Source organism: Pelagibacterium nitratireducens, assembly GCF_037044555.1.
Lineage (GTDB): Bacteria > Pseudomonadota > Alphaproteobacteria > Rhizobiales > Devosiaceae > Pelagibacterium > Pelagibacterium nitratireducens.
This window is the reverse complement of record NZ_CP146275.1, coordinates 2,306,241-2,318,447: the sequence shown is the minus strand read 5'-3', so window position 1 is coordinate 2,318,447 and position 12,207 is coordinate 2,306,241. Positions and strand designations below refer to the sequence as shown.

General features: G+C 62.9%; 10 protein-coding genes. 5 read left to right on the top strand and 5 right to left on the bottom strand.

Going from position 1 to position 12,207, the window contains the following annotated elements:
• Positions 1 to 40: 40 nt before the first annotated feature.
• Positions 41 to 1,594 (bottom strand): ABC transporter substrate-binding protein, encoded by a 1,554-nt coding sequence (locus V6617_RS11520; RefSeq protein ID WP_338607112.1) that lies wholly within the window; start codon positions 1,592 to 1,594, stop codon positions 41 to 43.
• Positions 1,595 to 1,872: 278 nt separating this feature from the next.
• Between V6617_RS11520 and V6617_RS11515 the strand changes: the two genes are divergently transcribed.
• The 4 genes from V6617_RS11515 (at position 1,873) to V6617_RS11500 (ending at position 5,027) form a co-directional block, all read left to right on the top strand.
• Positions 1,873 to 2,511, top strand: a complete 639-nt coding sequence (locus V6617_RS11515; RefSeq protein WP_338607111.1) for a DUF1028 domain-containing protein — start codon at positions 1,873 to 1,875, stop codon at positions 2,509 to 2,511.
• Between the two features lie 74 nt (positions 2,512 to 2,585).
• Positions 2,586 to 3,503, top strand: a complete 918-nt coding sequence (locus V6617_RS11510) for a pseudouridine-5'-phosphate glycosidase (RefSeq protein WP_338607110.1) — start codon at positions 2,586 to 2,588, stop codon at positions 3,501 to 3,503.
• A 2-nt stretch (positions 3,504 to 3,505) separates the two neighbouring features.
• Positions 3,506 to 4,396 carry a carbohydrate kinase family protein gene (locus V6617_RS11505; protein WP_338607109.1) on the top strand — a complete coding sequence of 297 codons (891 nt, stop codon included), beginning with the start codon at positions 3,506 to 3,508 and terminating at the stop codon, positions 4,394 to 4,396.
• 184 nt (positions 4,397 to 4,580) lie between these two features.
• Positions 4,581 to 5,027 carry a cytochrome c gene (locus V6617_RS11500; protein ID WP_338607108.1) on the top strand — a complete coding sequence of 149 codons (447 nt, stop codon included), beginning with the start codon at positions 4,581 to 4,583 and terminating at the stop codon, positions 5,025 to 5,027.
• A gap of 19 nt (positions 5,028 to 5,046) precedes the next feature.
• Here V6617_RS11500 and V6617_RS11495 read toward each other — a convergent pair whose 3' ends face one another.
• Positions 5,047 to 5,841: a transporter substrate-binding domain-containing protein gene (locus V6617_RS11495; RefSeq protein WP_338607107.1), complete on the bottom strand. Its 795-nt coding sequence runs from the start codon at positions 5,839 to 5,841 to the stop codon at positions 5,047 to 5,049.
• Positions 5,842 to 6,129: 288 nt separating this feature from the next.
• The gene (locus tag V6617_RS11490) at positions 6,130 to 7,884 is read right to left on the bottom strand and encodes a pyrroloquinoline quinone-dependent dehydrogenase (RefSeq protein ID WP_338607106.1); all 1,755 of its coding nucleotides are present in this window, start codon (positions 7,882 to 7,884) and stop codon (positions 6,130 to 6,132) included.
• A 308-nt stretch (positions 7,885 to 8,192) separates the two neighbouring features.
• Between V6617_RS11490 and V6617_RS11485 the strand changes: the two genes are divergently transcribed.
• Positions 8,193 to 10,475 carry a VWA domain-containing protein gene (locus V6617_RS11485; RefSeq protein ID WP_338607105.1) on the top strand — a complete coding sequence of 761 codons (2,283 nt, stop codon included), beginning with the start codon at positions 8,193 to 8,195 and terminating at the stop codon, positions 10,473 to 10,475.
• Between the two features lie 52 nt (positions 10,476 to 10,527).
• Here V6617_RS11485 and V6617_RS11480 read toward each other — a convergent pair whose 3' ends face one another.
• Both V6617_RS11480 and V6617_RS11475 read right to left on the bottom strand, forming a co-directional pair.
• A complete protein-coding gene (locus V6617_RS11480; RefSeq protein ID WP_338607104.1) occupies positions 10,528 to 11,457 on the bottom strand; it encodes an electron transfer flavoprotein subunit alpha/FixB family protein in 930 nt (309 codons plus the stop codon).
• Positions 11,454 to 12,203, bottom strand: a complete 750-nt coding sequence (locus tag V6617_RS11475; protein WP_338607103.1) for an electron transfer flavoprotein subunit beta/FixA family protein — start codon at positions 12,201 to 12,203, stop codon at positions 11,454 to 11,456. Before V6617_RS11475 ends, V6617_RS11480 begins: the two co-directional genes overlap by 4 nt.
• Positions 12,204 to 12,207: the final 4 nt, after the last annotated feature.

Here is a 12,207-nt window from a genome sequence, read left to right as displayed (position 1 = left end):
GGCCGCAAGCGCCTGGCCGGCAGCCCCACCCCCAAGGCCGCTACTGCTTGGTCACGGTCCGTAGGAGCAGGTTGAAGTCCGGCTGGAGTTCAAAGCCTTGCACATTGGCCGTGGAGACCGCGTTCTGCTTCCAGTTGGCAACGAAGATCCAGGGCGCATCGTCATGAACGACCTGCTGGACGTCGCGATAGAGCGCGGCGCGGGTTTCCGGATCGGTTTCCATGCGGGCCTGATCGAGCATTTCGTCGACATCGACATTGGAATAATAGCTCGAATTGAACCCGCCGTCTTCCGGCCATGCGGCGGTGCGCAGGGTGAGGAAGGGCAGGGTATCAGGATCGGTGGTCATCCAGGCCATTTCGGCCATGTCCGCCTTGCCTTCGAGACCCGGGTTCACGTTCGCAAGGAAGGTGTTCCACTCATAGGTCTCGATTTCGACATCGAACCCGACGGCTTCGAGATCGGCCTGGATCGCCGTGCCCATCGGGATGGGATCGAGCATGCCCGAGCCGCCTTCGGTGACATAGAAGGTGACCGAAAGATCTTCGACCCCGGATTCTTCGAGCAGCTGCTCGGCCATTTCCGGATCGTAGGGGTAGGGCTCGACGGCATCGTTATAGGCCCAGGCGAAAGCCGGGGGGATGGGGCCGGCGGATACGTCGGCAGTGCCCGAAAGCACGTCGTTGACCAGCGTTTCCTTGTTGACCGCGTAGTTGGCGGCCTGGCGCACCAGCGGATCGGCAAACGGGCCTTCCTTGGCGTTGAGCATCACGTACCATGTGTGCGGACCAACGGCGTCATAAACGGTAAAGCTGGGGTCCTCGGCGAACATCGAGACGTTGTCGGGGGGCACTTCCACCATGATGTCGATGCCGCCCGAAAGCATTTCGGCAACGCGGGTGTTGGCGTCCGTGATCGGGCGGAAGACCACGGTTTCCATGCCGGCCGGATCGCCCCAATAATCCTCGTTGCGTGAAACCACGACCCGGGTGTTGGACTGCCATTCCTCGAATTTGAACGGGCCGGTGCCCACCGGATTGCGCCCGAAATCCTCGCCATATTCGGCAACGGCGGTCGGGGACACGATGACGCCGGTGTTGGTGGCGAGATTGGTCATGAACGGCGCGAACGGGGTGCCCAGGGTAAATTCGACGGTGTACTCGTCGAGCACCTCCACCGAGGTCACGTCGGCAAAATTGAACGAAAGCGGGAAGGGGCCGGTATCGTAATAGGGGTGTTCCTCGTCGAGCATGCGATCGAAGGTGAACTTGACCGCCTCGGCATTGAACGGGGTGCCATCGTGGAAGGTGACGCCCTCGCGCAGGGTGAAGGTATAGACCAGCCCGTCATCGGAAATGGTCCAGTCCGTCGCCAGGGCCGGCTCGACTTCCAGCGTGCCTTCGGCAAAGCGCACAAGGCCTTCAAACATGTTGGTCAGAATGCGGAAATCGTTGGCCGCGGTGGAAACCTGCGGATCGAGCGTCTGGGGCTCGGCGATCTGGCCCACGATCAGGACATTGGGCGGGGTCTGTGCAACAACCGGCGATGCGGCCATGAGCACGGCGATTGCGGCCCCGGCTAAAAGCTTCTTCATGATAACCTCTCCTTTGGAGCGTTCCCAGAAAAAGTGGCCCCCACTTTTCCGGTTCGGGAACGCGATTTGGCAGCTTCTGGCGTTCCGAGAAAAAGTGGCTCCCACTTTTTCGGTTCGGGAACGCGACGACTTAATTACGTATTCCGGATCGTTGCCCGGTTCTGACTTGGCCCCCGGAGCTTGCCTTGGAGGCGCTGGTCTCCTAATGAATTTATCAGCATAAATGGACATGGCAATACATTTATCGCTATAAATTCAATCAGGGAGAAAAACTGCCCATGACGTTCTCAATTCTCGCCCATGACCGTACAAACGGTTCGTTCGGTGTCGCAACGGCGACGGGCGGGCCGGCCGTCGGCTCGTTGGTGCCGCACGCGCGGGCCGGGGTGGGGGCGTTGGCAACGCAAGGCTACACCAACCCGCTTTATGCCTTTGACGGGCTGGCGGCGCTGGACGCCGGGCAGGGCGCCGAGGCCGTGGTCTATGCGCTGACCACCGCCGATTCCGAACGCGACCGGCGGCAGTTGATCGTCATGGACCGCACCGGCGCAACGGCCGGCTGGAGCGGGCAGGGACTGACCGAGGCGGTGGGCCTGCATCTGCAAACCGACATCGCCATCGCCGGAAATCTCCTCGCCAACACAGATGTCGTCCCCGCCATGGCCGAAGCGTTTGCGCGCGCCGGCGGCCCGCTTGAGCTGCGCCTGCTTGCCGCGCTCACCGCAGGCGATGTGGCGGGCGGCGATGCGCGCGGCATCCAGTCGGCGGCGATAAAGACCTATTCCGACCAACCCTATCCGGCCATCGACGTGCGGATTGATTATTCTCTCAATCCCCTCGACGACCTCTCGACCGTTCTCGAGAAAGTCCGCGCCGGCGGCTACGCCGATTTCTTCGCCACCCTGCCGCGGCGCTGACCAGCCAGGCCCGACGGCGCTTGCGCATCCCCCAAAGCTGTGGTTTGCATCGCGCAAACGCACAAGGTCCTTTCATGTCCGATTTCCTCGAAATCTCTCCCGAGATCAAATACGCGCTGGCCGATGGTCAGCCGGTCGTGGCGCTTGAATCCACGATCATCACCCACGGCATGCCCTATCCGCAGAACCTTGAGACGGCGCTGGCCGTCGAGCAGGTGGTGCGCGACAATGGCGCGGTGCCGGCCACCATCGCGGTTATCGGCGGCAGGTGCCATGTGGGCGTCGCGGGTGAGACGCTCGAGGCACTGGCAAAGACGGGTCTGGATGCAGCCAAGGCCTCGCGGCGCGATCTTGCGGCCATTCTGGTCAAGGGTCTGACCGCCGGGACGACCGTCGCCACCACGATGCAGATCGCGGCGATGGCGGGCATAAAGGTGTTCGCCACCGGAGGGATCGGCGGCGTGCATCGCGGTGCCGAATCCACATTCGATATTTCCGCTGACCTGACCGAACTCTCGCAAACCCCGGTGGCGGTGGTCTGCGCGGGCGCCAAGTCGATTCTCGACATTCCCAAAACCCTAGAAGTGCTTGAATCCAATGGCGTTCCGGTTATCGGCTATGGCACCGACGCCTTCCCGGCGTTCTTCGCGCGCGAAAGCGGGTATGGGGTCGATTACCGGCTCGACAGTCCCGAGGAGGTTGCGGCCCTGATCGCGACGCAGGCGGCGCTGAACATGACTGGGGGTGTTCTGGTCGCCAACCCGATACCCGAGGCCGACGCGCTCGATGCCGACGAGATCAACGAGCGCATCGCCGCCGCCATCGCCGATGCCGAGGCGCAGGGCGTTACCCGCAAGGATCTCACCCCCTATCTGCTCAACCGCATTTTCGAATTGACGGACGGCAAATCGCTGGTGGCCAATATCGCCCTGGTCAAGAACAACGCCAAGGTCGCCGCGCAGATCGCCGCCGCCCTCGTCAAGCGTCACTGACCATGACGGGCCGTATCCTGGTTGTCGGCGACGTCATCACCGATATTCTGGCTGTGCCTGAAGGGCCGGTGGCGCGCGGCACCGATACGCCGGCAACAATCCGGCAGATGCCGGGAGGATCGGGCGCCAATCAGGCGGTATGGCTGGCCGCAATGGGCGTCGATGCCCATTTCGCCGCCCGCGTCGGAGCCTCCGACCTGGTCCGGCTCGGCCGTCATTTCGAAGGACAGGGCGTCGCCGCCCATCTGGCGGGGGACGAAGCCAACCCCACGGGGTCGCTCATCTGTCTGGTCGATACCGATGGCGAGCGCAGCTTTCTCACCGACCGCGGCGCCAATGCCCATCTGGGTGAAACCGATCTGCCGTTCGAACTGCTCGAGGGCATGGATCGCCTGCACATCTCGGGCTACGCCCTGTTCGAGGTAAAACCCCGCGCCGCCGTCATGGCGCTCGCCGCGCGGGCCAAGGCAAGAGATATTCCGGTGAGCATCGACCCGGCCTCCACGGGCTTTCTTGCAGCGGCAGGGCCCGGCAATTTTCCTGGCTGGGCGCAAGATGCCGAAATCATCTTCCCGAACGCCGACGAGGCTCAACTTCTGACCGGGCAGACCGACCCTGATCGCCAGATCGCGGCTCTGCTCGATATCTTTCCCCGTGTGGTGCTCAAGCGCGGCGGGGAAGGGGCCATCTACGCCGCAAGAGGTATGGACACCATCGCGCTGCCGGCCGAGGCGGTAAAAATCGTCGATACCACCGGCGCCGGAGACGCGTTTCTGGCCGGCTTTCTTGCCGCCGATCTGCGCGGAGAAACGCCGGCTGGCGCCATGGCCGCCGCCATTGCGGCAGGCGCGCGGGCGGTATCGCGGCTCGGCGCGCAGCCACTGGCGCTCTGAACGGGCATCCACTGCGCTGCATGCCGATCTTCGGTCACGGCACGCTCCGGCCATCGATATAGTGCTTGCAAATGCCCTTCGTGTCGGCCCATTCTGGGCAGGCAAGGACCATCTCGCCCCAGTTGAAGATGCCTTCTCTCATGATTGGCCTCTGTGGCAGCTGGTCTGCAAAGGGAGGAAATTTATGACTATGTTTACTCGCAGCCCTGTCGCGGTGCTGGTTCTGAGCGGGGGGCTTTTTGCCTCAGGGCTGTCGCTTCCGGTCCAGGGCTATGCGCAGGACGAGAGCACCACCAGCCCTGTGCACTATTCGTCCGAACAAGCCGATCGCGGCGAAGAGAGATTTGAGAGAGACTGTGAAGACTGCCACGGCGACGACCTGCGCGGCGGGCTGATCGGGGGGCCGCCCCTGCGCGGCCTGGCATTCGAACAGAAATTCGCCGATGGCGCGCCCGCCTCGGCGATGTTCGGGTTTATGAGCGCCCTGATGCCGCCCAATGCCCCGGGCCGCTATACGCCCGAGGTTTATGCCGATCTGATGGCCTATATTCTCCAGGAAAACGGCTTTCCGGACGGCGAACCGCTCCCCTCGGACATGGAATCGCTCAACAACCTGATCGTCCAGAAGTAAGGGGCCGGGGGCCGGCCGTTCACCGGGCCGGCGTAGCCGCAAAATCGTAATTCTCGAGGATGGCGCCAATCGTGCCATCCGCTGTCAGCGCAGCAATCGCCTGGTCGATGGCGGTGCGCAGATAGGTGTTCTGCGAGAGCAACAGTCCGGCCACGCCAAGGGTCGTGGGCCGCATCGGGCTGGGGTCGACCAGGTGCAATTGAGGCAGATCGGGATTTTCGCGTTCCGCTGCCCACAGGCTGGGTCCCCAGACCAGCGCCACGTCAGCGGTGCCGTTGAGCAGCGAATCGAGAGAAAGCTCGTTGGTGCCCATTGGAAAGACCCGCAAACGCTCTTCGGGCGCCAGCGTCTGGACATAGGTGAACAATTGCAGGTGAGCCGACGTTCCCATCGTCGCCGCGATGGGGGTTGCCGGTGCCAGATCACCGAGCGTCTCGATGGAGGGGTCGGTGGTCGCGAAAACATACTCGGCTTCATAGTAGGGCCGGGTGGCGATCACCCATTCGGGCAGACCGTCCGGGATGAGCTTGAAGCCCATCTGAACGTCGCAATGTTCGAGCAGGGTCTGGTAGATTTTGGTGATGTCTTCACGCACCATGTCACTTTGCACCACATAGCGCTGTGGCTCGAGCAGCAACCCCGCCGCTATGGCATCGGCGATATCGCCAGCAATCTCCCAGTCGGGGTCGCGCTCGTCGATGCAATAGCGCAGATGGGACGCATCGAGCGGCTGGCCGATGTTCCACTGGCCGGGCGCGAAGGGCACGTCATAGAATTCGGGCTGTTGCGCGGGGGCGGTGCTCGTTGCGAGCATGGCTAGCGCCGAGAACAAAAGCGGTAATGTCGAGCGCAAAGCAATGGGCAAGTTCGAGCTCCCTTAATACGGATCGCCCTCCCTCTCTTCGCTTCCTCGGCGAAAGCCGGGGTCTAGCAGCAAGAGGCGAGCCACCATCGCTTGCGGCGGCCCCCCATGGGCCCCGGCTTTCGCCGGGGAAGCGATCGGTGTGGAGAACAGACAGTTTCGAAACCGGGCCTCCTTAAGAGAGGCGGGGCGGACCGGAAATTTCCGTGCCCGCCCCACTTCTCAGATTACACCTTCCGATCAGTCGGGAAGTGCGAACACATACAGCGTTGCCGGATTGTCCGGTGGCAGCCGGATGTCCGGGGTCAGCGAAGCAAGACGGCCCAGACCCGAGGCCCAGTTCGCAACGACGGCAACATATTGCTTGCCGTCAGCTTCGTAGCTGATGGGGAAGGATTCGAGCGAGTTGCTCAAAGGTCCGCTTTCCCACAGCACTTCACCGGTTTCGTCGTCGAGCGCCATGAACTTGCGGTCCAGGCTGCCCACGAACACCACCCCACCGCCGGTCGGCAGCGTCGAGCTGGTGACTGCCGGGCGCTGGCGGTACTGCCAGGCTTCGGACTGGTCGGTCATGTCGATCGCACGGACCTGGCCGATATTGCCGTCACCATCGGGATGGGGCACACGGGCGAAGGTCGCCATGCCGCCGCCGGTGTAGATTTCGCCCGGATCGAGCGGGTTCGGCGTCGTGTTCGAGCAGAACTCGACTGTCGGCAGATAGAGCATCTGGGTGCGCGGGCTGTAGGCTGTCGCCTGCCAGGCCCGTCCGCCAGGATCGGCCGGACAGTTGAACGTCGTCTCCCCGATATGGGGAATCGTGTCGGGATTGATGGTCTTTTCGCCGGTTTCCTCATCGATCGAGGCCACCACGTTCTGGGGCACGGTTTCCTGAGCCCACAGCCATTCGCCCGATACCCGGTCAATGGCTTCGATGATGCCGAGCTTGCCGGTCGTCACCACCATCTGACGGTCCTCGCCATTGAACGGCAGGTCGATGAGCATGCGCTCATAGACATAATCGAGGTCGAGCGAGTCATTGGGCAGGTACTGGTGATACCATTTCAGCTCACCCGTTTCCGGCACGATGGCCAGGGTCGAGTTGGTGTAGAGAGCGTCGTTGGTAACGCCTTCTTCCGAGCTTTCAGGCAGCAGCCCGCTGATCTCGGCAATCCAGGGGTAGGGCTGACCCACACCGGCGAAGATCAGGTTCTGTTCGGGATCGTAAGACCCGCTGATCCAGGCCGAACCGCCGTGGCGGCTTTCCACGGGAAGCCCGTTCCAGCTGTTGCCTTCGGCCGTATCGCCACGCGCGATCGTATTGACGCGCCACAGCTCCTCGCCGGTCTCGACGTCGTGACCGGTGATAAAGCAGCCGCCGGGTTGTCCGCCGCCGCAGCCGGTCATGCCTTGAACGACAACGCCGTTCGCCACGATCGGCCCGCTCGAAAAGCTGTAGCCAAATTCAGGATTGGCGACCTGCTTGTCCCAGATCAACTGACCGGTCTTGGCGTCGAGCGCGACCAGATGGGCATCGCGGGTTGCGATGATCAGCTTGTCTTCATAGATCGCCTTGGACCGCTGGCCGCTGGGGTTGGTCCCTTCGGACAGCTCGTATTCATACTCCCAGATCAAGTCGCCCGTGGCCCCGTCGAGGGCCTGGATGAGGTGGGTCGAATTCTGCAGGTACAAGATACCGTCATGAACCAGCGGGGTTTCCTGCGACCGTCCGCCCGGCGACATGCCCCAGGCCCAGGCCAGCTGCAGATCGCCGACATTGTCCTTGTTGATTTCTTCAAGCGGGCTGTAGCCCCAGCCGTCATAGGTGCGTCGCCACATCAGCCAGTCGCCATCGGGCGGATCGACCAACATTTCGTCGGTGACCGGTGTGAGGTTGTCGATCGGGCTGTCCTGGGCACTTGCCGCCTGCACGGCCAACAATGATGCCGATGACGCAGCGACCGCCAAAAAGCCAAGTAAAATCTTAGTTCTGGTCATAAGAGGCCTCCTCCAAAGCCTGAAGTTACTAGCTCTCTCCCTTGAAATGTTTGGCCGGCACAGTAGCGTCGGCAGACAAGGCCCTTGCTAGTACGATTTGATCGTACGCCTACCAAACAGAGGCCGTCAACTCCTGGTTAACGGCGGCTCTTTTGAGGTCCCTTGTCTTGGGGTGCCGCGGTCCCGCCCGCAGCGATTGTCAGGCGTTCAAAAATTGCGTTTACTGCGCGCGCGGCCTGAATTGCCTTTTGCTTGTGCTCATTTTGGCCGCTGCACTGCGAGGACTTCGCATCGCCAAGGGGACGAGGATGAGACGCATACAAACATTTGTGATGGCAGCAGCGCTCGCTGTCGGGCTGGGGGCTGGCCAGGCTCCGGCACAGGACGTCATGGTGGTCTATGACGCTTCGGGATCCATGTGGGGCCAGATCGAGGGCGTCACCAAGATCGAGATTGCCCGCGAGGTGCTGGGGGACCTTGTCAACCAGTGGCCGGACGAGACCAATCTTGGACTCGTGGCCTACGGCCATCGCCGCGAGGGCGATTGCGGGGACATTGAAACGGTAATTGCACCGCAACCGATTTCGCCCGCCACTTTCAGTGATGCGGTCAACGCCATCAACCCGCTGGGCCGCACGCCGCTCTCGGCTGCCGTCGAGCATGCAGCAGAAGAACTGGTCTATCTCGAAAACCCCGCCACTGTGGTTCTGATTTCAGACGGCATCGAAAATTGCGAGGCCGACCCCTGCGCGCTCGCGACCCATCTTGAAGAGCGCGGCATCGCGTTCACCACCCACGTCATCGGGTTTGACGTGGCGTCCGAGGAATACGCTCAGCTTTCCTGCATAGCCGAAAACACGGGCGGCATCTTCGTGCCCGCATCCAATGCCGGCGAACTGGCCGACGCCCTGGCCGAGGTCAAGCAGGTGATCGAGGAGGCGCCCTTGCCCGAGCCGCAACCCGAGCCAGAGCCGGAACCCGAACCTGAAGTCGCTCAGGTCGATATCAAGGCGCCGGCCAGCGTAACGGTCGGCATGCGGTTCCCCGTGAGCTGGGCGCCGACGCTCGAGGCAAGCGATTATGTCACCATCGTCCCGGTCGGTGCCGATGAAGGAAGCTATGGCGATTATCAGCGCGTGCGCGACGATTCCGAGCAGGAATTGAGGGCGCCGGCCGAAACCGGGCTTTACGAAGTGCGGTATGTTTTTGAGAGCACAGGCGAAACGGCCGGCTCGACCCCGGTCGAGGTGGTCGATGCCGACGTTACCGTCACCGCACCCGAAACGGTCACCACCGGGGCCCGGTTTACAGTGGGCTATACAGGCGCTGTCGATGGCAGCGATTATGTCACCATCGTTCCGGTCGGGGCCGAGGAGGGCAGCTATGCCGACTATCGGCGGGTAAGCGATGCGTCCGAACAGGAACTGACCGCTCCCGCGGACGCCGGCCTTTATGAAGTGCGCTACGTCCTTGACGAGGGCGCGCGGACAATGGCCTCGACACCGATCGAGGTGGTCGAGCCGCAAACCACGGTTTCCGCTCCCAAAACCGTAACGGTGGGCGCCCGCTTCACTGTCGGCTACACAGGGGCTGTCAATGGCAGCGACTACGTCACCATAGTCCCCATGGGGGCCGAGGAAGGCAGCTATGCCGACTATCGGCGGGTAAGCGATGCGTCCGAGCAGGAGCTGACGGCGCCCGCCGAGCCTGGCCTTTATGAAGTGCGCTACGTGCTCGACGAGGGCGGGCGGACCCTGGCCTCATCGCCCATCGAGGTCGTTGAGGGCGAGACGACGGTTTCCGCCCCCGAAACGGTGACCATCGGTTCGCGGTTTACCGTGACCTACACGGGAGCCGTCAACGGCAGCGACTATGTCACAATCGTCCCCGCTGGAGCCGAGGAAGGCAGCTATACCGACTACAGACGTGTAAGCGATGCGTCCGAGCAGGAGCTGACGGCGCCCGCCGAGACCGGCCTTTATGAAGTGCGCTATGTGCTCGACGAGGGCGGACGGACCATGGCGTCGACCCCGGTCGAGGTCGTGGCGGGCGATGTGAGCGTTTCGGCCCCCACCGTGGTGATCGCCAATGAGCGCTTTTCGGTCGGCTATACCGGCGCGATCAACGGCAGCGACTATGTGACGATTGTCCCCGCCGGAGCCGAGGAAGGGAGCTATACCGACTACCGCCGCGTGAGCGATGCGTCCGAACAAGACCTCACGGCGCCGGCCGATCCGGGGCTCTATGAGGTGCGCTACGTGCTCGATCAAGGCGGTCTCACCATGGCCTCGACGCCCGTCGAGGTGCTCGAAGAGGGCAGTGCCATCGATTTCGGTGCCGGCCTCGATGTGCCGCCTTCGGCAGCGCCGGGCGAAACGATCCTTGTGACCTGGACCGCCGATGTCGAGGGCGCGCGCATCTCGCTGGCCCGGGCCGATCAGGCCGATTTCGCCTGGATCGAGGCGCAGTCCGCGAGCAGCGAGAAGGCGACCAAACTGACCATCCCCGATGAGCCGGGCACCTACGAGGTGCGCTTTCTCGATGTTGCCAACCAGTCGGTGCTGGGACGCTCCCCGATCACCGTGGAATAAAAAAGAAAGGGGCGGCGCTATGGCGCCGCCCTTTTGCGACAAGACAGGGCGCTTAAAGCGCCTTGGTCAGTTCCGGCACCAGCTCGAACAGATCGCCCACCAGCCCGTAATCGGCCACGCCGAAAATCGGAGCTTCGGGGTCCTTGTCGATGGCGACGATGATTTTGGAATTCTTCATTCCCGCCAGATGCTGGATCGCGCCGGAAATGCCCACCGCGATATAGAGATCGGGGGCGACGACCTTGCCGGTCTGGCCCACCTGCCAGTCATTGGGCGCATAGCCGGCGTCCACGGCGGCGCGCGAAGCGCCCATGGCGGCACCGAGCTTGTCGGCCAGCGGTTTGATGATTGCGTTGAACTTTTCTTCCGAGCCCAGTGCCCGCCCGCCGGAAACCACGATCCGCGCATTGGCGAGTTCCGGCCCGGCGCTGACCGCCGCGTCCCGCGAGACGAATTTGACCTTCGGCGCCGAGGGGGCAAAATCGATAGCTTCGATAGCGGCCGAACCGCTTGTCCCCACGGCGTCGAACGCCGAGGCGCGCACGGTGAGAACGATCTTGTCTGCAGTGGCTTCGACGGTCTGGATCGCCGCACCGGCATAAACGGGCCGCTCGAAGCGCTTCTCGGACAGCACCGCCGTGATATCGGACACCTGCATCACGTCGAGCAATGCCGCGACGCGGGGCATAACGTTCTTGCCCGCGGTCGTCGCGGCGGCAACGATATGGCTGTAACCAGCCGCCAGATGGACGAGCAGTTCAGACACCGGCTCGGCAAGCTGGTGCGCGTAGGCGTCACTGTCGGCCACCAGAACCTTTGCGATCCCATCGAGCTTTGCCGCAGCCTCGGAGACCTGGCCGCAACCGGACCCGGCCACCAGCACATCGATGTCGCCACCGATCTTGCGCGCAGCGGCAACGGCCTTGGCGGTCGCGACGGCGAGGGTGGAGTTGTCGTGTTCTGCGAGGATGAGAATGCTCATAGCACCCGTGCCTCCGTCTTGAGCTTTTCGACGAGTTCGGCCACCGAACCCACCATCGAACCGGGCTTGCGCTCAGCCGGTTTGGCGGTCGAAAGGACGCTCAAGGTCGGTGCCAGCGGCACGCCGAGGCTGGCCGCGTCGATTTCCTCGAGCGGTTTTTTCTTGGCCTTCATCACATTGGGCAGCGAGGCATAACGGGGGGTATTGAGCCGCAGATCGGTGGAGATGACGGCGGGCAGGGCGAGTTCGAGCGTTTCGAGGCCGCCATCGACTTCGCGGGTCACTGTGGCCTTGCCGTCGGCGATTTCGACCTTGGAGGCAAAGGTCGCCTGCGGCCAGCCGAGCAGAGCCGAGAGCATCTGCGCCGTCTGGTTGGAATCGTCGTCGATGGCCTGCTTGCCCATGATGACAAGATCGGGGCTTTGCTGTTCGGCAATCTTCTTGAGGATTTTGGCCACCGCCAGTGGCTCTACGGTCTCGTCGGTCTTGACCAGAATGGCGCTGTCCGCGCCCATGGCGAGCGCCGTGCGCAGCGTATCCTGCGACTGGGCGGGGCCGATGGAAACGGCGACGATCTCGGTCGCGATGCCCGCTTCCCTGAGCTTGATCGCCTCTTCGACGGCGATTTCATCGAACGGGTTCATGCTCATTTTCTGGTTGGCGAGATCGACGCCCGTTCCGTCCGACTTCACCCGCACGGTGATGTTGGCGTCGAGCACCCGCTTGACCGGGACTAGAATTTTCAAAGCC